19 protein-coding genes and 3 pseudogenes are annotated in these 22,137 nt (G+C 69.1%); 5 read left to right on the top strand and 17 right to left on the bottom strand.

Going from position 1 to position 22,137, the window contains the following annotated elements:
• Nucleotides 1-319 precede the first annotated feature (319 nt).
• A complete protein-coding gene (locus ACOJVU_RS10725) occupies nucleotides 320-1,303 on the top strand; it encodes a PPE family protein (protein ID WP_421529766.1) in 984 nt (327 codons plus the stop codon).
• A gap of 17 nt (nucleotides 1,304-1,320) precedes the next feature.
• Here the strand turns inward: ACOJVU_RS10725 and ACOJVU_RS10730 are convergent, their stop codons facing one another.
• From ACOJVU_RS10730 to dxr, 10 genes and pseudogenes are all read right to left on the bottom strand, one after another.
• Nucleotides 1,321-2,061: a gamma-glutamyl-gamma-aminobutyrate hydrolase family protein gene (locus ACOJVU_RS10730; RefSeq protein WP_421529767.1), complete on the bottom strand. Its 741-nt coding sequence runs from the start codon at nucleotides 2,059-2,061 to the stop codon at nucleotides 1,321-1,323.
• A gap of 101 nt (nucleotides 2,062-2,162) precedes the next feature.
• The gene (locus ACOJVU_RS10735) at nucleotides 2,163-2,714 is read right to left on the bottom strand and encodes an alpha/beta hydrolase (protein ID WP_421529799.1); all 552 of its coding nucleotides are present in this window, start codon (nucleotides 2,712-2,714) and stop codon (nucleotides 2,163-2,165) included.
• Nucleotides 2,715-2,784: 70 nt separating this feature from the next.
• Nucleotides 2,785-4,284: a cobyric acid synthase gene (locus ACOJVU_RS10740; protein ID WP_421529768.1), complete on the bottom strand. Its 1,500-nt coding sequence runs from the start codon at nucleotides 4,282-4,284 to the stop codon at nucleotides 2,785-2,787.
• Nucleotides 4,285-4,309: 25 nt separating this feature from the next.
• Nucleotides 4,310-5,167, bottom strand: coding sequence for a type I methionyl aminopeptidase (gene map, locus ACOJVU_RS10745; RefSeq protein WP_421529769.1), 858 nt, complete (start codon nucleotides 5,165-5,167; stop codon nucleotides 4,310-4,312).
• Nucleotides 5,168-5,274: 107 nt separating this feature from the next.
• Nucleotides 5,275-5,655: pseudogene (locus ACOJVU_RS10750) on the bottom strand (hypothetical protein); the annotation flags it as partial.
• An 18-nt stretch (nucleotides 5,656-5,673) separates the two neighbouring features.
• Nucleotides 5,674-7,500, bottom strand: coding sequence for a penicillin-binding transpeptidase domain-containing protein (locus tag ACOJVU_RS10755; RefSeq protein ID WP_421529770.1), 1,827 nt, complete (start codon nucleotides 7,498-7,500; stop codon nucleotides 5,674-5,676).
• Between the two features lie 107 nt (nucleotides 7,501-7,607).
• The gene (locus ACOJVU_RS10760; RefSeq protein ID WP_421529800.1) at nucleotides 7,608-8,462 is read right to left on the bottom strand and encodes a GNAT family N-acetyltransferase; all 855 of its coding nucleotides are present in this window, start codon (nucleotides 8,460-8,462) and stop codon (nucleotides 7,608-7,610) included.
• A 56-nt stretch (nucleotides 8,463-8,518) separates the two neighbouring features.
• Nucleotides 8,519-9,715, bottom strand: coding sequence for a flavodoxin-dependent (E)-4-hydroxy-3-methylbut-2-enyl-diphosphate synthase (gene ispG, locus ACOJVU_RS10765; protein ID WP_421529771.1), 1,197 nt, complete (start codon nucleotides 9,713-9,715; stop codon nucleotides 8,519-8,521).
• Between the two features lie 22 nt (nucleotides 9,716-9,737).
• Nucleotides 9,738-10,961, bottom strand: coding sequence for a M50 family metallopeptidase (locus ACOJVU_RS10770; protein WP_421529772.1), 1,224 nt, complete (start codon nucleotides 10,959-10,961; stop codon nucleotides 9,738-9,740).
• Between the two features lie 19 nt (nucleotides 10,962-10,980).
• The gene (gene dxr / locus ACOJVU_RS10775) at nucleotides 10,981-12,195 is read right to left on the bottom strand and encodes a 1-deoxy-D-xylulose-5-phosphate reductoisomerase (RefSeq protein WP_421529801.1); all 1,215 of its coding nucleotides are present in this window, start codon (nucleotides 12,193-12,195) and stop codon (nucleotides 10,981-10,983) included.
• 170 nt (nucleotides 12,196-12,365) lie between these two features.
• Between dxr and ACOJVU_RS10780 the strand changes: the two genes are divergently transcribed.
• The gene (locus ACOJVU_RS10780) at nucleotides 12,366-12,632 is read left to right on the top strand and encodes a DUF2631 domain-containing protein (protein ID WP_421529773.1); all 267 of its coding nucleotides are present in this window, start codon (nucleotides 12,366-12,368) and stop codon (nucleotides 12,630-12,632) included.
• Nucleotides 12,633-12,643: 11 nt separating this feature from the next.
• Here ACOJVU_RS10780 and rlmN read toward each other — a convergent pair whose 3' ends face one another.
• From rlmN to pyrH, 4 genes are all read right to left on the bottom strand, one after another.
• Nucleotides 12,644-13,747 carry a 23S rRNA (adenine(2503)-C(2))-methyltransferase RlmN gene (gene rlmN / locus ACOJVU_RS10785; protein ID WP_421529774.1) on the bottom strand — a complete coding sequence of 368 codons (1,104 nt, stop codon included), beginning with the start codon at nucleotides 13,745-13,747 and terminating at the stop codon, nucleotides 12,644-12,646.
• Nucleotides 13,748-13,824: 77 nt separating this feature from the next.
• Nucleotides 13,825-14,769: a phosphatidate cytidylyltransferase gene (locus ACOJVU_RS10790; protein ID WP_421529775.1), complete on the bottom strand. Its 945-nt coding sequence runs from the start codon at nucleotides 14,767-14,769 to the stop codon at nucleotides 13,825-13,827.
• Nucleotides 14,770-14,791: 22 nt separating this feature from the next.
• Nucleotides 14,792-15,349: a ribosome recycling factor gene (gene frr / locus ACOJVU_RS10795; RefSeq protein WP_421529776.1), complete on the bottom strand. Its 558-nt coding sequence runs from the start codon at nucleotides 15,347-15,349 to the stop codon at nucleotides 14,792-14,794.
• Nucleotides 15,350-15,414: 65 nt separating this feature from the next.
• Nucleotides 15,415-16,164 (bottom strand): UMP kinase, encoded by a 750-nt coding sequence (gene pyrH, locus ACOJVU_RS10800; protein ID WP_421529777.1) that lies wholly within the window; start codon nucleotides 16,162-16,164, stop codon nucleotides 15,415-15,417.
• A 308-nt stretch (nucleotides 16,165-16,472) separates the two neighbouring features.
• On the opposite strand from pyrH, the pseudogene ACOJVU_RS10805 reads away from it, so the two are divergent.
• Nucleotides 16,473-16,713, top strand: a pseudogene (locus tag ACOJVU_RS10805) (CsbD family protein).
• Nucleotides 16,714-16,941: 228 nt separating this feature from the next.
• Nucleotides 16,942-17,682: a winged helix-turn-helix domain-containing protein gene (locus ACOJVU_RS10810; RefSeq protein WP_421529778.1), complete on the top strand. Its 741-nt coding sequence runs from the start codon at nucleotides 16,942-16,944 to the stop codon at nucleotides 17,680-17,682.
• A gap of 120 nt (nucleotides 17,683-17,802) precedes the next feature.
• On the opposite strand, the gene ACOJVU_RS10815 is transcribed toward ACOJVU_RS10810, so the two are convergent.
• The gene (locus ACOJVU_RS10815; protein WP_421529779.1) at nucleotides 17,803-18,756 is read right to left on the bottom strand and encodes an esterase family protein; all 954 of its coding nucleotides are present in this window, start codon (nucleotides 18,754-18,756) and stop codon (nucleotides 17,803-17,805) included.
• A 613-nt stretch (nucleotides 18,757-19,369) separates the two neighbouring features.
• Here ACOJVU_RS10815 and ACOJVU_RS10820 point away from each other — a divergent pair.
• Nucleotides 19,370-19,783, top strand: a pseudogene (locus tag ACOJVU_RS10820) (MarR family winged helix-turn-helix transcriptional regulator); the annotation flags it as partial.
• A gap of 79 nt (nucleotides 19,784-19,862) precedes the next feature.
• Here ACOJVU_RS10820 and ACOJVU_RS10825 read toward each other — a convergent pair.
• Nucleotides 19,863-21,281, bottom strand: coding sequence for an amidase (locus tag ACOJVU_RS10825; RefSeq protein WP_421529780.1), 1,419 nt, complete (start codon nucleotides 21,279-21,281; stop codon nucleotides 19,863-19,865).
• Nucleotides 21,282-21,294: 13 nt separating this feature from the next.
• Nucleotides 21,295-22,137: a translation elongation factor Ts gene (gene tsf / locus ACOJVU_RS10830; RefSeq protein ID WP_421529781.1), complete on the bottom strand. Its 843-nt coding sequence runs from the start codon at nucleotides 22,135-22,137 to the stop codon at nucleotides 21,295-21,297.

Consider the following 22,137-nt stretch of genomic DNA (forward strand, 5'->3'; position numbering starts at 1 on the left):
ACCACCGCCCAGAACTCGTCAGAAATCACACCAATCCGCGTCACCAGCCAATCCTGGCTGGTCAACAGTCGAAAAATTGGGAGACACGCCCTAGCCGTTGACGATCACCGCCGTTGACGATCACCGCCGTTGACGATCACCGCTGTTGACGATCACCGCGATTCGCGCCGGTCGAGCTTCCGACGACATATCCGGATAACTCTCCCGGCACCGGCACGCCCGTATGCAACCCAGTCTCAGTGCAACCCAGTCTCAGAGGGAAATTCATGTTCTCGTGCACCCTTGACACCGCCCGATCCCTCCGTCGAGCGAGATAGCCATGGACTTCGGAAGGCGACCTCCGGAGTTCAACTCCGCGCACCTGTATTCGGGCCCCGGTTCGGACTTGCTGACGATCGCCGCCGCCACGTGGGACACGCTGGCCGGCACCCTGGACCAGGCGGCGGCGGGATACGCCACGGCGATCGGGCAACTCAGGCGGTGCTGCCACGGCCCGGCGGCGACGGCCCGGGACCTGGCTCACCACCGCCAATGGCTGCAGGCCCTCGCCGAGCAGGCCCGGCAGACGGCCCATGGAGCCGAGGCAGCGGCGAGCGCCTACGAGGCGGCGTTCACGGCGACGGTGCCCCCACCGACCGTCGAGGCCAACCGTACGCGGCGCGCGTCGTTGGCCGCCATGAATTCCCTGGGCAACAGCAGCGCGGAGATCGCGGACACCGAGGCCGAGTACGACCAGATGTGGGCCCAGAACGCCGCCACCATGTACGCCTACGCCGCCGCGTCGGCGGATGCGGCGGCGTTGACGCCCTTCGTCCCGCCGCCGGCTCATCCCCGCGGGCCGTCGACGGCGTCCCGCGCATGGCGCCTCAAAGCCGCACCGGAGGTCATCGCGTCCGGCGGCCAGGTGATGTCGGCGATCCCCGAGGGATTGGCCGGGCTGTCCCGCTCACCGCTGAGCAGTCTGGACGCGTCCCTGCTGCCGGTGACGGCGTCCCTGTCCAAGCTGAGCTCGCTGTCGGCGCCGTTGGATGTCGCGATCAGAAACCTCAACTCCCTCAACAAGGCGGCGGCGTTGCGACGGCTGATTCCGACTCCGGGCGACACCGCCGGCACGACGGTCGCCGCGCGAATCGGTCACGGCGCCTCGGTCGGGTTTTTGACGGTGCCGCGCGCCTGGACCGAGCCCGAGGCGACAACCCGTGGCCCCTCCCAACCGCTGCGCCAGGGCCGCGCCGGCGAGCCGATCCGCCTGGTCACCGAGAACGATCCGCCGGGGCAACCGTCACGGCGCAGGCCGAGCTGAACCCGGCGCACCCGCCGTCACCGGCGCTGCGCGTATGCGCGAGCCGCCTCAACGAGCGCCGAGAACAATCTCAGGTCCTCCAGGCACTCCTCCGGATGCCACTGCACGGCCAGCACAAAATGCTCGCCCGGCACCTCCAGCGCTTCGACCACCCCGTCGCAGTCCCACGCACTGACCTTCAGTCCCACACCGACGGTCGCGACGGCCTGATGGTGGTAACAGCGCACCTCAGCTGATTCACCGAGCAGACCCCCCAGCCGCGTACCGGGCACCGTGCGCACCACCAGCGAGGTGAACACCCCGTTGCCGGCCCGGTGCCCGTGGTGGCCGAGGACGTCGGGCAAGTGCTGATGCAGCGTCCCACCGAAAGCCACGTTGAGAACCTGCGCGCCCCGGCAGATGCCGAGCACCGGCAGCCCGCGCCGCAGCGCGGCCCGCAGCAACGCGAACTCCCAGGCATCGCGCACGGGTACCGGCACGTCGGTGTCCGGGTGGGCAGACGCACCGTAGGACGCGGGATCGATGTCATTGCCCCCGGTGATCACCAGAGCGTCGAGACCCCCGAGCACCCGTTCGGCGACGCCGGGGCCCACCGGCTGCGGCGGCAGCAGCACCGCGACACCGCCGGCCATGGCGACGCCCCGGAAATAGTTGGCGGGCAGGAAACCCGCGGCCACATCCCAGACGCCCGTGCGTGCCCGATCCAGGTAGGTGGTCAGCCCGACGACCGGGCCGGACGCAGCGACGTTGTCTACCACGCATCTTCTCCTCGGTCACCGCCGACGAGCCGCGCCGCGCGGCTGCCGTCGGCACATCGCTTGCAGCAGTGACACAACCGGCGTTACCAGGTGGTCCGGTACTACCAGGTGCTGGTGCGCAGCACGATCTCGGTGGCCAGCGCAGCGGTCGACTCCTGCGCTGTGAGTCGGGCAAGGTCCACGACGCGGTAATCGGAATAGACGAACCGCTGGCTGTCGTGCGCCACCGCGCGGGCGGCCGGCGTGCTGACCAGCACGGTGGTCCCGATTTCCACCGGCGGGCAATGATCGTCGCGCACCACGCCGCGGACGTCGGCGACCCGCGGATGCCCCCGGTCGATCGCCACCAGGCCCACGAACCGGCCCGCCCTGGTTGCCGCCAGCTCCCAAGCAAGCTCTCCCCCGGCGCGGTCACCGACCACCGCGGCCCAGCCGATACCCACCGCGTCGAGGATGCCGAGCACCGATTTGGGCGTCAGCCGCGGGTGGAAGCCGATGACGACCGTGCGCAGCGAGGCCGTGTGCAGCCGCGCACACACCGCGTCGTAGGACGCCGGCGGCTGCTGCACGTCGCTCACGACGACCACGACCACGCCCTTCTCCGGACCGGTGATCCCCACGGGGACAGGGAATCCGTCGAGGGTGGTCATCATCGAGGTCACTCACGCACGCTACCGCCGACCGGCAGGCGGTCGCGAGGTTTTTCCCCCTCCGCCCCCCATTTCAGATCCGCAACCCGGTGGCGATGTGGGGCCGTCGCGGCGGCGGCGACTCGAGCAGTCCGAGGACGGCGTCGAGGTCCAGATGCGACGCCAGCAACCCGGCGACGGCGTCGAGCTGGGTGTCGCGCCGGGCGGCGACATCGACGTCTCCGACGACGAATCCGCGGCGACCAGCCGCATCGGCGACACGGGTCAGCCACGCGCGGCGGAACTCGTCGTTGTCGAACAGACCGTGCCAGTGCGTGCCGAAAACGGCGGCGCGCTCGATGCCCTGCGGTTCGGACTCGACGTCGAACCAGCTTTTTTCGGCGCACCGGGACAGGCGCCCGTGATGGATCTCGTAGCCGGTGAGCGGTTGTACCCAGCGCCGCAGGACCTTGGCCGCGGCAAAGGAGATGTCGGCGTCCAGCAACCCCAGTCCGGCGACCTCCCCCGCCCCGGATTCCACCGGGTCCGCGATGCGTCGGCACAGCATCTGGAATCCGCCGCAGATCCCGAGGACCGGCTTGCCGGCGCGGGCGTGACCGGCGATGGCGTCGGCCAGTCCGCGGTCCCGCAGCCAGGAGAGGTCGGCGACGGTGGCCTTGCTGCCCGGCAGCACGATCAGATCGGCGACGGCCAGGTCGCCGGGGTCGCTCACCCAGCGCACCAGCACGCCCGGCTCGCACGCCAGCGCCTCGAGGTCGGTGGAGTTGGAGATGCGGGGCAGCCGAATCGCGGCCACCCGCAACCACTCGTGGCCGCACGGTGGTGCGGGCCTGCCCAGGACGCGTTGGGCGAGGACCGACAGCGAGTCCTCGGCGTCCAGCCAGAGCTCCTCGGCGTAGGGCAGCACGCCGTAGGTGGGGCGCCCGGTCATGGCGTGCAGCTGCCGCAGACCCGGTTCCAGCAGAGCGGGGTCACCGCGGAACTTGTTGACGACGAAACCGGCGACCAACGCCTGGTCGTCGGGCTCGAGCACGGCGAGCGTGCCGAACAGGTGCGCAAGCACGCCGCCGCGGTCGATGTCCCCGACCAGCAGCACCGGCAGATCAGCAGCCCTGGCCAGGCCCATGTTGGCCAAATCCGTTTCACGGAGGTTGATCTCGGCGGGCGAGCCCGCTCCTTCACAGATCACCGCGTCGAATTCCTCGCGCAGACCCGACAGTTCGTCGAAGACGATGCCAAAGAGCCGGTCGCGATGTCGCATGTAGTCGGCCGCGGCGACCGACCCGTCGACCCGCCCCCGGATGACCAGCTGCGAGGTCCGGTCACCACCGGGTTTGAGCAGGATCGGGTTGAAGCGGACGCTGGGCTCCAGGCCCGCCGCCCGCGCCTGAATCGCCTGGGCGCGACCGATCTCGCCGCCCTCGACGGTGACCGCCGAGTTGTTGGACATGTTCTGCGCCTTGAACGGCGCGACGCGGACCCCGCGGCGTGCCAGCAGTCGGCACAAGCCCGCCACCACCACCGATTTGCCGACGTCGGAACTGGTCCCGGCAACCAGCAGAGCGCCGGTCACCTGCGCGCGGCGAAGGCCGGGCGGCTCACGGGAGCGTGAGAATCTCGACGCCGGTGTCGGTGACGAGCAGCGTGTGCTCGAACTGCGCGGTCCACTTGCGGTCCTTGGTGACCACCGTCCAGCCGTCGTCCCAGATCTCGTAGTCCAACCCGCCGAGATTGATCATCGGTTCGATGGTGAACGTCATGCCCGGCTGCATGATCGTCGCCACCGAAGGCTGATCGTAGTGCAGCACCACCAGCCCGTTGTGGAACGTGGTGCCGATACCGTGCCCGGTGAAATCGCGAACGACCTGGTAGCCGAACCGGTTTGCATACGACTCGATGACCCGGCCGACGACTGACAGCGAACGCCCCGGTTTGACGGCGTTGATCGCCCGCATCGTGGCCTCGTGGGTGCGCTCCACCAGCAGTCGGTGTTCCTCCGAGACGTCGCCGGCCAGGAAGGTCGCGTTGGTGTCGCCGTGTACCCCGTCGAGGTAGGCGGTGACGTCGATGTTGACGATGTCGCCGTCGGCGATCACCGTCGAATCGGGAATGCCGTGGCAGATGACCTCGTTGAGCGACGTGCAGCACGACTTGGGGTATCCCTTGTAGCCCAGCGTCGACGGGTAGGCGTCGTGGTCGACCATGTACTCGTGGGCGATCCGGTCCAGTTCGTCGGTGCTGACCCTCGGCGCGACCGCCTTGCCCGCCTCGGCCAGCGCGCCGGCCGCGATCCGGCCGGCGACGCGCATCTTCTCGATAACCTCCGGTGTCTGCTCCCACGACTCGGTTCCCTCCCGGGCGGTCGGCTTGCCGACGTATTCCGGGCGCGGGATGCGGGCGGGCACCGGTCGCATCGGGGACAACACTCCGGGGGAAAGCACGGTGCGTGCAGGCATACGGCCAGCTTAATCGCCCCCATGCGGCCGGCCCGGCCTCGAGTGTGAAACGGTGGCGTCGACTGTGAACACCGGGCGGCGACACGCCGTCGTCCGCCGCCGGCGATTCACCCTCGGTGCCTGCGCAGCAACGACCGGCGCGGTCCCCGGATCGTCACCCTTCCGCACACCACCCGTCCCGTCAGCACCACATGCGGCCTGCCCTCGCCAGGTGCGTCTTTGCGGCGGTCACTGGCGCTGCCGCCGTAGACCTCGACGTCGTCCAGCGAGGCGCTGGCGGCGCCGGGCAACCGGATCTCCACGGAGCCGAACCTCATGTCCATCTCGATCACCACCACCGGTCCCGCGAAGCGCGCCCTGGTCAGGTCGAGTCCCACCGAGCCCAGCCGGCGGACCAGCGCCAGGCGGGTGGGCACCATCCATTCGCCGTGGCGCTTCAGCGAGCCCGCCCAGCCTCGCAGTTCCACGCACCCTGGGCGATCTACCGCTGTGGGCGCGGCCGGGCCTCAGGCCAAGAAATCCGGGGGCAGCGAATCGAACATCACCTTGGTCATCCGGACCGCATATTCCGAGCTGCCACCCCCGACGATCAGGGCCGCGAACGCGAGGTCGCCGCGGTATCCGGCGAACCACGAGTGCGATCCGCCCGGGAATTCGGCCTCGCCGGTCTTCCCGAACACCGCCCCGCAACCGGAGATCTCCTTGGCGGTCCCGTTGGTCACCACCAGCCGCATCATGGGTCGCAGGGCCTCGACCATCTTGGGGCTGATCGGCGTGACTGGGACTTCTGGGCCCTGCACCGTCGTCGGCCGCCCGGCGATCAGCTGCGGCACCGGGGTCCTGCCGGCCGCGACCGTGGCAGCCGCTAGGGCCATGCCGAACGGGCTGGCCAGCACCCTGCCCTGGCCGAAGCCGTCCTCGGTGCGCTCGGCCAGGTCCACCGTCGGCGGCACCGACCCGGTCACCGTGGTGATGCCCTCGACCTGGTAGTCCAACCCGATGCCGTAGCGGCTGGCCGCCTGGGTCAGCCCGCGCGGCGGCATCTTGCTGCTCAGCTCGGCGAACGTGGTGTTGCAGGAACTGGCGAAGGCGCGCGACATCGGCACCACGCCCAGGTCGAAGCCGCCGTAGTTGGGGATGCTGCGGTGTCCGATGTCGATGCTGCCCGGGCAGCCCATCATCGTGTTGGGCGTGGCCATGTCGCGCTCGACGGCGGCCCCGGCGGTCACCATCTTGAACGTCGACCCGGGTGGGAACAGGCCGGTGGTGGCGAGCGGGCCGTCGGCGTCGGCCCCGACGTTCTGCGCGATCGCCAGGATCTCGCCCGTCGACGGCTTGATCACCACCATCATCGCCTTGCCACCGCGAGTGTCGACGGCGTGCTGGGCGGCATTCTGCACCACCCGGTCCAGGGTGAGCGAGACCGACGGCGCCGGGGCTCCCTGAACCTCGTGCAGCACTTCGACTTCGACGCCGTTCTGGTTGACGGCGACCACCCGCCAGCCCGGCTGGCCGTCGAGTTGGTCGATGACCGCCTTCTTCACCTCGGCCACGACCGTCGACGCGAAATGCGGGTCGGTGGGCAGCATCGCGGGCTGGGGTGTGATCACGATGCCGGGCAGTCGGCCGATCAGCGGGAATACCTTGTCGTTGTCGTCGGGATGCAGGGTGACCAGGTCCACCGGCTGCGTCGACGAACTGGCCTGCTCGGCGAGCAGCTGGGGATCGTCGAGCGTGTCGTTGAACGGATGCAGCACGTCCACCGCCGCGTGCGCCGTCGAGCTCAGTGCCAACCCCGAGCCGGCCTGCGCGGCGTCCAGCGTGTAGTGGTACAGGTAGCCCGGCACCAACACATCGGTGCCGCCGAGTTCGTTGACCGAGGCCCGCGGCGGCCGGTCGGCCCGCAGCGCGAACGTCTGGTGCTCGCCGAGCTTGGGGTGTAGCCCGGTGCTGGCCCAGCGCACCCTCCAACGCCCCTCGTAGCGGGCCATCTTCAGCTCGCCGTCGTACGTCCAGATCCGGTTCTTGGGCAGGTGCCAGGCGAAGCGATAGTCCACCTTGCCGGTGTCCTCGACGTATTTGGCGCTCAGGACCTGCGCGTCCAGATGAGTGGCCTGCAGTCCCGACCAGGCCGCGTTGAGCGCCTCGCGGGCGTCGTCGGGGCTGTCGCTGAGCTGGGCGGCGGTGGCGGTGTCCCCGACACCCAGGGCGGCGAAGAACCTCTGGGCCGCCGGGCCGGGTCCGTCAGGCCGCGGGGTGCATCCGGACAGCCCGATCACCCCGATGATGACCAGGCTTGTGACAGACGAGACTAATGTTGTTTGAGTTGCCATCGTTGCTGATGTTAAGAACTGTGGCGTGTTGGAACGCGTCGACACACCGAGACGCAACTGTTATGTCCGGGATGTGCATGTCCGGTATTCCCGGAGCGCGAGTGGCGTCAGTCCAGCAGTACCGTCGCGAAAGTGCCGACTTCGGTGAAGCCGACGCGCGCATATGCCGCGCGTGCCACCGTGTTGAAGTCATTGACGTACAAGCTGGCGATCCGCCCGGCGCCGACGATCACCGCCGCCACCGTGGCGGTGCCGCCCGTACCCAGGCCCCGGCCGCGCCACTCCGGGTGCACCCAGACACCCTGGATCTGGCCCACGGCCGGGGACTGCGACCCGACCTCCGCCTTGAACACGACCTGACCGTCCTCGAAGCGCGCCCAGGCCCGCCCGGCCGCGATCAGGCTGGCCACCCGGCGCCGGTAGCCGCGACCGCCGTCGCCGAGGCGCGGGTCGACCCCGACCTCGCCGATGAACATGTCGACGGCGGCCACCAGGTAGGCGTCCAACTCGTCCGGCCGGACCTGGCGCACCCCGGCGTCGATGTCGCAGTTCGGGTGCGCGGACAGTGCCATCAGCGGCTGCTGCTCGCGCACGTCGCGCGCGGGGCCCCACGCCGCCGCGAGCCGCTCCCACATCGGCAGCACGAGGCCGGCCCTGCCCACCAACGACGAGCAGCGCCGCGTCCCGCTCATCGCCTCGTCCGCGAACGCGTTGAGGTCGGCCGGTGCGCCACGCAGCGGGATCAGGTTGGCGCCGGCAAAGCACAGCGACTCCTGCGGGCCGCGGCGGGTCCACAGCTCCCCGCCGATCGCGTTGGGGTCGACGCCATGATCGGCGACGCGTGCAGCGACCATGCACGACCCCACCGGGTCTTCGTCGAAAACGCGCCGCACCGCGGCGGCATCACGCACCACAGACACCCAGCGCTCGCCGACAAGGCGGAAGATGGGCGGAGCCGACATCGGGGCGAACTCCCTGTGGTGGGTGCCGAGGACCGATGCGAGCACACCGGCGCCTATCAGCTTACGGTCACAACCGGCGAACCGCCCGCGGTTGTTTGCGACCCGTCGACCGATGCGTCACCCGTTTCGGCGGGCACCGCGGAGTCCATTTCGGAGGCGAGCCGCATGGCCTCCTCGATCAGGGTCTCGACGATCTGGGATTCGGGCACGGTCTTGATCACCTCGCCCCGAACGAAGATCTGGCCCTTGCCATTTCCCGACGCCACGCCCAGGTCGGCCTCGCGGGCCTCCCCCGGGCCGTTGACTACGCAACCCATGACGGCGACCCGCAGCGGCACGTCGAGACCCTCCAGGCCGGCGCTCACCTCGTTGGCCAGGGTGTACACGTCGACCTGCGCGCGACCGCACGACGGGCAGGACACGATCTCCAACGAACGCGGCCGCAGGTTCAGCGACTCGAGGATCTGGGTGCCGACCTTGACCTCTTCGACGGGCGGCGCCGACAGCGACACGCGGATGGTGTCGCCGATGCCGCGCGAGAGCAGCGCGCCGAATGCGACCGCGGACTTGATGGTCCCCTGGAAGGCCGGGCCGGCCTCGGTGACCCCGAGGTGCAGCGGGTAGTCGCACTTCGCCGCCAACATTTCGTAGGCGGCGACCATCACCACCGGGTCGTTGTGTTTGACGCTGATTTTGAGTTGTGAGAAACCCTGTTCCTCGAACAGCGAGGCCTCCCACAGCGCCGACTCCACGAGCGCTTCGGGGGTGGCCTTGCCGTACTTCTGCAGGAATCGCTTGTCCAGCGAGCCGGCGTTGACCCCGATGCGGATGGGGATGCCGGCCGCCGCGGCGGCTTTGGCGACCTCGCCGACCCGTCCGTCGAACTCCTTGATGTTGCCCGGATTCACCCGCACCGCCGCGCAGCCGGCGTCGATGGCCGCGAAGATGTACTTCGGCTGGAAGTGGATGTCGGCGATCACCGGAATCTGGCTGTGTCGGGCGATCTGGGCCAGCGCATCGGCGTCTTCCTGACGCGGGCAAGCCACCCGGACGATGTCGCAGCCGGCGGCGGTCAGCTCGGCGATCTGCTGCAACGTCGCGTTGACGTCATGGGTCTTGGTGGTGCACATCGATTGCACCGAGATCGGATAGTCGCTGCCGACCCCGACGTCGCGGACCATCAGCTGGCGCGTTGTGCGGCGGGGGACGAGCGTAGGCACCGGAGCGTCCGGCATGCCCAGGCCAACGGTCACTGCGATCGATTCCTTCGGTTGGTCACTGGAAAAGCCTGATCGGGTTGACCAGATCGGCTGTCACGGTCAGCAGCATGTACCCCACCACGAACACCAGGACCACGTACGTCGCCGGCATCAATGTGAGGTAGTTCACCGGAGCGGCGGCGACCAGGCCGCGGGCGGACCGGATCATGTTGCGGATCTTCTCGAACACCGCGATACCGATGTGACCGCCGTCGAAAGGCAGCAACGGCACCAGATTGATCGCGCCCAGAATCAGGTTCAGCTGGGCCAGGAAGAACCAGAACGCCACCCACAGGCCGTGGTCGACGGTGTCGCCGCCGATGATGCTGGCACCCACCACGCTCATCGGCGTCTGCGGATCACGCTGCCCGCCACCGATGGCGTGCACCAGAGCGCCGACCTTGGTCGGGATCGCCACCAGCGCCTTGCCCACCTCCGCAGTGAGTTCACCGGTGAAGGCGACCGTCGCCGGTATCGCCGAGAACACGCCGTAATGCGTGGGCGCGACCCGGACGGCGCCGACGCCGATGGCGCCCACCGTCGCGGCCTCGGGCCTGCTTCCTTGTTCCTTGGCCCCGCCGGAGACGAAGCGCTGCGTGGGCTGGATGTCGACGTACGTGGTGAGGGTGGAGCCGTCGCGCTCCACGACGACCGGGACGGAGCCATGCAGCTTGCGGACCGCCACGGCCATCTCCTCGAAGCTGGACACCGGGGTGTCGCCGACCTTGACCACGACGTCGCCGGGGCGGATCCCGGCGCGCGCGGCCGGTCCCGAACCGCTGCAGTCCCCGAGCTTGCCCGGCGCCACTTCCGGCGCGACACACGCCGTCTCGCCGATCACAGCCTTGGTGGGCGGGTGCAGGTTCGGCAGCCCCCAGACCAGTGCGATGCCGTAGATCAGCACCAGGCAGATGACGAAGTTCATGCCGGGGCCCGCGAACAGCACCGCGACGCGCTTCCAGGTCGCCTGCTTGTACATCGCCCGCTCGGCCTCGTCGGGTGCCAGATCTTCGACCGGTGTCATGCCGGCGATGTCGCAGAACCCGCCCAGCGGAACACCCTTGAGGCCGTACTCGGTCTCCCCTCGCCGCGTCGACCACAGCGTCGGCCCGAAGCCGACGAAGTAGCGGCGCACCTTCATGCCTGTGGCACGGGCCGCCCACATGTGACCGCACTCGTGCAGGGCCACCGACACCAGAATGGCGAGCGCGAACAGCACAATGCCGATAACGAACATCATCTTCGCTGCCAGACCTTTCTCAAGCCATTCCCGAGACTTTGCCAGGGGCGCCGGTTGCGGTCGCCGCTGCGGCGAGGACGCGCTGGGCCCGCTCGCGCGCCCAGCGCTGCGCGTCCAGTACCTCCTCCACGTTAGCGGGTACTTCGCTGAATTTGGGGGCCCATTGGTCGGCGGCGTGCAGCACATCGGCGATCGTTGTGACGATGCTCGGAAAGCCGATCCGGCCGGCCAGGAACGCCTCCGCCGCCTCTTCGTTGGCGGCGTTGTAGACCGCGGTCATGCACCCGCCGGCCTCCCCGGCGTGCCGGGCGAGGTCGACCGCAGGGAAGACGTCGCCGTCCAGCGGCTCGAAGTCCCAGGTGGAAGCGGTGCTGAAGTCGCAGGAGGCGGCCGCCCCGGGCACCCGGTGCGGCCAGCTCAGCGCCAGCGCTATGGGCAGCTTCATATCCGGCGGGCTGGCCTGCGCGATCGTCGAGCCGTCGACGAAGGTGACCATCGAATGAACGATCGACTGCGGGTGCACGACCACCTCGATGCGGTCGTAGGGGATGCCGAACAGCAGGTGGGTCTCGATGAGTTCGAGGCCTTTGTTAACCAGTGACGCCGAGTTCAGCGTGTTCATCGGGCCCATCGACCAGGTCGGGTGCGCGCCCGCCTGCGCGGGGGTGACGCCCCGCAGGTCGGCGGCGCTCCAGCCGCGGAACGGTCCGCCGGAGGCGGTCAGCACCAGATTGGCCACCTCGCCGGGGGAACCGCCGCGCAGGCACTGGGCCAGCGCCGAATGCTCGGAATCGACGGGCACGATCTGGCCGGGTCGCGCCGCGCGCAACACCAGCGGGCCCCCGGCGACCAGCGACTCCTTGTTGGCCAGCGCCAGCCGGGCCCCCGACTCCAGCGCAGCCAGCGTCGGGCGCAGGCCCAGCGCACCCACCAGCGCGTTGAGGACGACGTCGGCCTCGGTTTCCCGCACCAGCCGGGTCACCGCGTCCGGGCCACGGAACCGGACGCCCCCGACGTGCTCGGCCACCCGCTCGTCGGCGACGGCGACATTGGTGACCCCGGTCTCGGTGCGCTGCCGTTCCAGGATGGCGGGGTTCGCGCCCCCGGCGGCCAGCCCGGCCAGCTCGAAACGGTCCGGGTTGGCGGCGATGACCTCGAGTGCCTGGGTGCCGATCGAGCCGGTGCTGCCCAGCACCAGCACCCGCAGGCGGTCCTCGGTGTGCCCGTCGGTCATCGGGTCGGGTCGGCCATCGGGGTGGTCCTCGGGGTGGTCACCCACTCATTGTGCCGTCCGCCGGCGACAGGGTCCACGACCTGCCCGGCCGCGACCGAACTCTCGGGGCCGCGCAGCGGGTATGCCAGAATCACCTCCAAGAAGCCGATCCGATCCGAGAGGGACTCGCCGTGGCCAGTACCGAGCTGGAACGCTCCGCCGCCGTCGACACCGCCGTCGACACTGCCGAGGTGCCGTCGGCGGCGTGGGGCTGGAGCAGGATCAACCTCCGCACGTGGCATTTCGTCGGCGTGGTCGCCGTCATCTTCCTGCTGGCGATGCTGCGCGGCAATCACGTCGGCCGCGTCGAGGACATCTGGCTGGTCGGTTTCGCCGTGGTGATCCTGTTCGTGCTGGTGCGCGACCTGTGGGGCCGCCGCCGCGGCTGGCTCCGGTAGCTACCCGCCGGCTACTTCTTCTCGAAGGCCAGCTGTCCGCAGGCGGCACCGATCTCGCGGCCGCGGGTGTCGCGCACGGTGCACGACACCCCCTGGGCCCGCACCCGCCGGACGAACTCCCGCTCCACCGGCTTCGGGCTGGCGTCCCACGCGCTGCCCGGGGTCGGGTTGAGCGGGATCAGGTTCACATGCACCAGGGGCCCGAGCGCGCGATGCAGCCGCTTTCCCAGCAGGTCGGCCCGCCACGCCTGGTCGTTGACGTCGCGGATCAGCGCGTATTCCACCGACACCCGGCGACCGGTCGTATCGGCGTAGTCGCGGGCCGCGGCCAGAGCCTCACCGACCTTCCACCGCGTGTTGACCGGCACCAGTGTGTCGCGCAGTTGGTCGTCGGGCGCGTGCAGCGACAACGCCAGCGTCACTCCGAGCCGCTCGTCGGCGAGTGTGCGGATCGCAGGCACCAGGCCCACCGTGGACACCGTCACCGCACGGGCGGAGATGCCGAAGCCGTTCGGCGGCGGGGCGGTGATGCGCTGCACCGCGGCCAGCACCCGGGCGTAGTTGGCCAGCGGCTCCCCCATGCCCATGAACACCACGTTGGACAGCCGCTGGCCGGCCCGGTCGGAGTCGTCGCGCAGCGCCGCGGCACCGGCACGTACCTGTTCGAGGATCTCGGCGGTCGACAGGTTGCGCCGCAACCCACCCTGACCGGTCGCGCAGAACGGGCAGGCCATGCCGCAGCCGGCCTGCGACGAGATGCACACCGTGTTGCGCTGCGGGTAACGCATCAGCACCGATTCGAAGGTCGTGCCGTCGGTGGCCCGCCACAGGGTCTTGCGGGTCTGGCCGGCATCGCACGCGACCTCGGCGGCCGCGGTGATCAGCGTCGGGAACATCTCCTCGGCGACCCGCTCACGCACAGCCACGGGAAGGTCTGTCATCTGGTGGGGATCGGCGATCAGCCGGCCGTAGTACTGGTGTGCGAGCTGCTTGGCCCGAAACGCCGGCAGGCCCAGCTCGGCCGCGACCGATGCGCGGCCGGCCGCGTCCAGGTCGGCAAGGTGCCGCGGCGGCCGGGCGGGGCGCGGTTCGTCGAAAACCAGTCGTTGGACCATAACCTGTCCAGTATCGGTCACGACGGGCGTGGGTCCGACAACTACGACAACTACGACAACTACGACAACAACGACAACTACGACAACAACGTCAGCACCGTCCAGGCCGCGACCGCCGACGGCAGGATGCCGTCGAGCCGGTCCATCAGGCCGCCGTGGCCGGGCAACAGCCGGCCCATGTCCTTGATACCGAGATCGCGCTTGATCTGTGACTCCACCAGGTCGCCGAGCGTGCAGGTCGACACGAGCACGACGCCGAGCAGAACCCCGATCCATGGCGGCTTGTCGGCCAGGAACGTCGCGGTCAGCGTCGCCGCGGCGGTCCCGAAGACCAGTGAACCCGCGAAACCCTCCCACGACTTCTTCGGGCTGATCGCGGGAACCATCAGGTGCTTGCCGAACAGCACCCCTACGGCGTAGGCGCTCACATCGGCGGCGGCGACGGTGATCATCAGGCAGAACACCCGGCCTGCACCGTCTTCGGGGTAAACGAGCAGCGCGGCGAACGACGCGAACAGCGGGACCCACGCGGCCAGGAACACGGTGGCGGACGCGTCACGCAGGTAGTTCGCCGACGGCGAACCCGTGAACGGCTCGGGCCGTTTGCTGTTGTCCTGCATGAAAAGCCGCCAGATCATGCAGACCACCACCGTGACACCGAAACCGGCCATCGCGCCGGCCGCATGGAACGGCCAGGTCAGCCAGACGGTGAGCTGGCCGCCGGCCAGCAACGGGACGGCGGGTACGACGTACCCGGCTTCGCGCAGTCGGCGCACCACTTCGTGACTGGCCACGAAGATGGCGATGGCGACGTACACCACCCAGTAGCGCGGAGCAAAGAGCAGCGTCGCCACCAGGACCGCGCCGATGGTGCCGCCGACCACGATCGCGGCGGGCAGGTCGCGGCCCGCCCGCGACGTCTTCCTGGCTACTTGTCGCCGGGTGTTCCCGAGTGCGGGAGCCTCGCCTGCGGGCGCCGGCTCCTCGGGCGCGCGTCCGTTGCCGGCGTCAGGGGTTGCCACGAGATTGGTTGCTGAGCGGCCGTCAGACCTCCAGCAGCTCGCCTTCTTTGTGCTTGACCAGCTCATCGATCTGGGTGACGTACTGCTGGGTCGCCTTGTCCAGGTCCTTTTCCGCTCGCCCGACCTCGTCTTCGCCCGCCTCGCCGTCCTTGCGGATGCGGTGCAACTCCTCCATCGCCTTGCGACGGATGTTGCGCACGGATACCTTGGCGTCCTCGCCCTTGTGCTTGGCCTGTTTTACCAGCTCGCGCCGGCGTTCCTCGGTGAGCTGCGGCACGGCCACCCGGATGAGGGTGCCGTCGTTGGTGGGGTTGACGCCCAGATCGGAGTTGCGGATCGCCGTCTCGATCGCACCGAGCTGACCGGCTTCGTAGGGCTTGATCACGACCAGCCGCGCCTCGGGGACGTTGATGCCGGCCAGCTGCGTGATCGGGGTGCTGGCGCCGTAGTAGTCGATCGCGATCCGGGAGAACATACCCGGGTTGGCGCGACCTGTCCGGATCGTCGACAAGTCGTCGCGGGCCACCGCCACGGCCTTCTCCATCTTCTCTTCCGCGTCGAAAAGAGCCTCATCGATCATCTGCGCCGCTCCTCCTCATCGCCACGCTCTGCATCGTCGCCTGCGCGGATCATCACGTCGTCCCCTCAGGTGGTGACCAGCGTTCCGATCTTCTCACCGCCTACCGCGCGGGCGATATTGCCATTGGTCAGCAGGTTGAACACCAGGATCGGCATGCCATTGTCCATGCACAGGCTGAACGCGGTGGCATCGGCCACCCGCAGCCCGCGGTCGATCACCTCGCGATGGGAGATCACGGTCAGCATCTCCGCCTCGGGGTTGACCCGGGGGTCCTCGGTGAACACGCCGTCGACCGCCTTGGCCATCAGGACGACGTCGGCGCCGATCTCCAGCGCCCGCTGGGCCGCCGTGGTGTCGGTGGAGAAGTACGGCAGACCCATGCCGGCGCCGAAGATGACCACCCTGCCCTTCTCCAGGTGACGGACGGCCCGCAACGGGAGGTAGGGCTCGGCCACCTGGCCCATGGTGATCGCGGTCTGGACCCGGGTGACGATGCCCTCCTTCTCCAGGAAATCCTGCAGCGCAAGGCTGTTCATGACCGTGCCGAGCATCCCCATGTAGTCCGACCTGGTGCGTTCCATGCCGCGCTGCTGCAGTTGGGCCCCCCGGAAGAAATTCCCTCCGCCGATCACCACGGCCACCTGGACGCCGGTGCGCACCACCTCGGCGATCTGACTGGCCACCCGGGCCACCACGTCGGGGTCCAGGCCGACCTGGCCCCCGCCGAACATCTCGCCGCCCAGCTTGAGCAGCACCCTCGAATATGTGGCTCGACTCGCCGGTGTGCCGTTGGCGCCATCCGTCGGCTTCGTCATCAGACTCCTCGCATGAGAGCGCCATCCCGGGCGAACTCCTCCGGGACGGCCTTTCACATCCTGCCTCATCGCAGCACACTCCGGCAGGGGCGGGGTGGATTACCGGCAAAGGTTGCGCCGCCGGGGCGCGCCCGCCTAACCGGCCGATGTTTGATCGCACGCCGGCACGCGAACTGACCGCAGGGCAGCAGGAAACCACCGGTCTTGAGAAGTAGGGCCGCCGGCTGCTGTGTTGCCGAATCGTTCACCGATCGGCGAGGAGCGCGAACCGCTCGTTTCCACGTACGCCACCAAAGAGGAGCTGATCCATGGCGGACACCAACAACTCCGGACCCGCGGAAGCCGTGAATGGCGTCGTCGAGGAGGTCAAAGACAGGGCCAAGGAGGCCGTCGGGGCGTTGACGGGCCAGGACGACCTCACCCGCGAGGGCCAGGCCCAGCAGGACAAAGCCGAGGCACAGCGCAACGCGGCGAAGAAGGAAGCCGGGGCCGAAGCGGCCCGCGGCAGCGCCGCGCCGGCCGGAAGAGCGCCAGAAGTCCAACCAGTAGCTTGTCGCGACGATGAGCCCGGCCCGTTCCCACGGGCCGGGCTCATCGGTCTCACCGGGGGTTCTCGAGTAAAGGAGCAGGACTTTCTCGCGGGCGAACCCCGGCTGTGACGCTTCGGGCCCGCAGACCGGGATGAGTGGCATAATTTTGCTGACGAAGGGGTGATCCACGTCGCGCCGGCAGACATCTCCGCGCAAGGTGCCTCGTCAGCACACCCCGGTTTTGGAGATGTCGTTGGACGTTCTACTGGTCACCGACGAGGACGATTTCGAATCGGCCTTGCCGGCGCTGAAATTTTTTGTGGGCAGGTTGTCACGCACGCCACTTGCCCACCACGCCGACGGGCGTCTCTGCGCCGCCGACGTCGCAATCATCGACGCGCGCAGCGACCCGGCGGCGGCCCGAGACGTTTGCCGCCGGCTGACCACGGACGCGCCGACGACAGCGGCGGTGGCCATCGTGGCGCCCGCGGACTTCGCCGGGATCGACGCCGACCGGCATTTCGACGACGTGATGCCGCCCGCGGCAGAGGGCGACGAACTGCAGATACGGCTCCGGCTGGCCATCGCGCGGCGGCGCAGCGCACTGCAGGGCTCGCTGAAGTTCGGCGGCTTGGTGCTGCAACCGGCCGGCTGCACGGGCTCGCTGGACGGCGCGGACCTGCACCTGACGCTCACCGAGTTCAGATTGTTGATCTTCCTGGTGCAGCACGCCGGCCACGCGTTCACCCGTACCCGGCTGCTGCACGAGGTGTGGGGCTACGACAGCACCGGCCATGTCCGCACGGTCGACGTCCACGTGCGGCGGCTGCGCGCCAAGCTCGGAGCCGAACACGCGTCGATGATCGACACCGTCCGCGGGGTTGGGTACATGGCGGCGACGCCGCCGCAACCGCGATGGATCGTCGACGACACGGCATCCGCGCGGGTGCCGTCCCCGCCGCCCGCGCCGGACGCGGACTGCGGTTGAACGTCGCACTGCACCATGTCTCCGGCGTCAGCGAGTGCTGCCCTGGTTGCACACGCGGTACCGATCTGCTCGCCGGGGTCGAACGCCAAGGAGTCCGGGACGGAGTCCGGGTGGAAACGGTTATCCGGACGCCCCGCCGGCGCCGAGCGTCCGCTGCATGTCCGGCTTCATCGCCGACAACTGGGCACCCCAGTAACCCCAACTGTGCACTCCGTTCTGGTCGATGTTGAACGTCGCGTTGTGGCCGCCCGCACCGATGTAGGCGTCCTTGAACGCCACGTTGCTGTCCAGGACCACCTGCTCGATGACGGTGCCCGGGATGCTGCCCTCGCCGATGTCGGACTCCCTCCCATTGCCGCTGTAGACCCACAGCCGCGTGTTGTTCGCGACCAACCTGCCGACCTGGACGGTGGGATCGTTTCGTTGCCAACCGGGTCCGCCGTCGGGTCCCCACATGTCCTGGGGGTTGAATCCACCCTCGTTGCCCATGGCCATCCCGATGTACATCGGCCCCGAACCACTCGAAGGGGTCAGGTAGGCGGACAGCGAGCCGGCGTAGGTGAACTGCTGGGGGTGATAGGCCGCCAGGATCAGGGCAGAGGAGCCCGACATGGAGATCCCGACGATGGCATTACCGGTTCTGCGGACCCCCCTGTTCGCCAGGTAGCCGGGCAACTCGCTGGTCAGAAAGGTTTCCCACTTGTACGTCTGGGGAGGCCCGTCGCTGTTGTTGGCCGGCCCGTACCAGTCGGTGTAGAAGCTTGACCGCCCGCCTACGGGCATGACCACCGAGATGCCCGAGCCGGCGTAGTCGGCGAATGCGTTGGTGTTGATGTCCCAACCGTTGCGGTCGTCCTGGGCCCGCAACCCGTCCAGCAGGTACACGGCCGGCGCGCCGCCCTGTTGGAACTCGATCGTGATGTCGTGCCCCATCGAGGGTGAGGGCACTTTCAGGAATTCCGGCGCCGCCGCCCGAGCGGGCGCCGCAACCCCGCTCACTCCGGCAAGTCCCGGTATCGTCGCCGCCACAATCCCGGCGACCGTCAATCGAAGCATCCGGCGAATGCTGCTCATCGTTGTCTCCATCCTCGTTGTCGTCGGCTCCGCTTTTGCTTCGCCGCCATCAGCCGGGCCAGGCCAGTCCTGCTCCGGTGAGCGAAGCTTCGTCCTCGTCGCGCGAATCGCCTCCATCTGCAGTGCCGACCAGGCCCCGTCCATCGGCAGGCGAATTGCCCTCCCAAACCACGCTTTTCGGCGTTGCACTGCTGGTTTCGAGTCGATCGGCGATGCCGCGGCCTTCTCTGATCAGGTCCGGCCCGGAGCATCCGGCCGTCCGGCCGGAGCACGTCGCACGTGCGCAGCCGTTCGAGAAGACCGACGACCAGGGCGTCGCGCGACATCGACTGCGGGCATCGGCGGAAGTCGATCCCCGCAACGCCCACCGCCGACCGCGGCGGCCAGAAGGCGCCCGGCCCTCCCCCGTACGACAGCGCAAGGGCCGTCGACCGGAACGGTCCCGGCAATCCCGCGGCTGGCCGGCGAGCTTCTCTACCGCCTCGCGACGGGCCCGCAACAGCCCCAGCGTCATGGACGAAGCCCCAGCGTCATGGACGCCTTGTACCCACAATCGGGGCGGGGAAACGCGTGTCGTCGGCTTCGCCGGCAAGAATATGTCAATATCGCTGACATGGTTCAGGCTGACGACGCTCCGCTCGGTTACCTGCTCTACCGGGTCGGCGCCGTCCTGCGCCCAGAGGTTGCCACGGTCTTGGGCCCGCTGGGGCTCACACTGCCCGAATTCGTATGCCTTCGACTCCTTTCGACATCTCCCGGGCTGTCCAGCGCCGAGTTGTCCCGGCACGCCAACGTCACGCCGCAGGCAATGAACTCCGTGCTACGCAAACTGGAAGACGATGGGGCGGTGACACGGCCGGCGTCGGTCTCGTCCGGGCGGGCGTTGCCGGCCACGCTGACCGGCCGGGGCCGCGAGTTGCTCAAGCGCGCGGAGAATGCGGTGCGCGCTGCCGACGCCCGCATCCTGTCGAAGCTGACCGATGCTCAGCGGCGCGAGTTCAAGCGGATGCTCGAGAAGCTAGGGGCTGGCGCACTCCCCCTGTCGCCGCCCTCAACCCCCGGCGGCAAGCCGGATGCGCGCGAAATCGGTCGCGGCTAGGCGTGGGTCAGGCGGACGAACCGACGGATTGGATGCGTGCCCAGGGCCGGGCCTCTTCGAGCTCGTAGGCCAGCTCCAGCAGCAGCGCCTCCTGCCCCATGTCCGCCGAGAGCATCATGCCCACCGGCATACCGTCGGCCGACTGGGCCACCGGCAAGGAGATCGCCGGCTCGCCGGTGACGTTCTGCGTCGGGGTGAACGCCACCCAGTCGATCAGCCGGTCGATGAGCCGGTGATAGTCGGTGGGAGCCAGGTGACCGATGCGGGGGGTGCGGTCGGCCAGGGTCGGGGTGAGCACCGCGTCGTAGGTGCCGAAGAATTCCGCGGTACGTCTCCGCAGCCTGCGCAGGCGCATGATGGCCAACGGAAGGCGGTGCAGGTTGCGGGCGCTGTGTCGCTCCAGGCCCAGCGTCAGGCTGTCGAGGCGGTCGCGGTCGAACGTTCTGCCGAAAATCCGCCGCCCGGCACGTACCTGCGCCAACGCCAGGAAACCCCAGTACAGGACGAAATCGTCGACGAAACTGGCCGGCACGGGCGGCTCGTCGATACGTTCGACGCGGTGGCCCAGCCCTTCGAGGAGCCCGGCCGCCTCCAGCGTCAGCTCCCGCATCTCGGGACTGCACTCCTGCCGAACCGAACGGGTCAGCACGGCGATCCGCAGGCGCTGCCGACCGGGGCCGGTGACGTCGCCGACCGGAGCCAGCCTGTGATTGCGCCAGATGCGCTCGGCCTCACGGTAGAAGACCGCGGTGTCGCGCACCGAGCGGGTCACCACGCCGTTGGTGACGATGCCCACCGGCATCCGCCGCAGCATCGGGTCCAGTGGCAGCCGGCCACGCGACGGCTTGAGGCCGACGATACCGTTGCAGGCGGCCGGAATTCGGATCGACCCGCCACCGTCGTTGGCGTGCGCGATCGGCACCACACCGGCGGCGACGAACGCACCCGATCCCGACGACGACGCGCCGGCGCTGTAGTCGGTGTCCCACGGATTGCGGACCGGCCCCAGTCGGGGGTGTTCGGCCGAGGCGCTGAAGCCGAACTCCGACAACTGCGTCTTGCCCACCGATGTCAGCCCGGTGGCCAGGTACAGATCGGTGAACTCGCTGTTGCCGACGGCATTCCATGGCGTCCACGCGTCGGTGCCGTGCATCGTCGGCTGGCCCGCGACGTCCACGTTGTCCTTGATGAACGTCGGAACCCCGGCGAAAAAACCGTCACCCAACGGTTCTGCAGCGGCCGCCCGGGCCTGCCGGAACGTGGCGTACGCCAGGCCGTTGAGCACCGGGTCGACGGCCTCGGTGCGGGCGATGACCGCCTCGATCACCTCGGCCCGGCCGACCCGGCCCGCACGCAGGGCCTCGGCCAGGCCGACCGCGTCGAGTTCGCCGAGTGCGTCCTCACCGAAAGCGTGCACGCGTCGCATGTAGGCAGCCTAGCTAGACTTGCCCCACCTCGAAGCGGACAAACCGCGTCACCGTCACGCCGGCCTCGTCGAGCAGAGCCTGCACCGTCTTCTTGTTGTCGGACACCGACGGCTGCTCGAGCAGTACCGCATCCTTGAAGAAGCCGTTCAGTCGGCCCTCGACGATCTTGGGCAGCGCCTGCTCCGGCTTGCCCTCCGCCTTGGCGGTTTCCTCGGCGATGCGGCGCTCGCTGGCCACGACGTCCGCGGGCACGTCATCGCGCGACAGGTAGCGCGCCTTGAGCGCGGCGATCTGCAGCGCGGCGGCATGGGCCGCGGCTGCGCTGATGTCCGGGTCCGGACCCGGGCCGAACTCGACCAGCACACCAACCGCCGGCGGCAGGTCGGCGGCCCGTTTGTGCAGATAGGTCTCGACGTTGCCGTCGAAGTACTGCACGCGGCGCAGTTCGAGCTTCTCACCGATCTTGGCCGACAGGTCGGCGATGGCCTGCTCGACGGTCTTCTCGCCGAGCCCTCCAGAAATTGAGGCCGCTTTCAGCGTGTCGAGGTCGGTGGCCTTGGCGTCCAGCGCGGCGTCGACTATCTGCTCGGCCAGCGCCTGGAACTCGGCATTCTTGGCGACGAAGTCGGTCTCGGAGTTGAGCTCGACCAGCGCGCCGCCCTTGGCCGCGACCAGGCCTTCAGCCGTGGCCCGCTCGGCACGCTTGCCGACGTCCTTGGCGCCCTTGATGCGCAGCGCCTCGACGGCTTTGTCGAAGTCGCCGTCGCTGTCGGCCAGCGAGTTCTTGCAGTCGAGCATCCCGGCGCCGGTGAGCTCCCGAAGCCGCTTGACGTCGGCAGCGGTGAAGTTCGCCAT

It is taken from the genome of Mycobacterium sp. THU-M104 (assembly GCF_049197365.1).
GTDB lineage: Bacteria > Actinomycetota > Actinomycetes > Mycobacteriales > Mycobacteriaceae > Mycobacterium.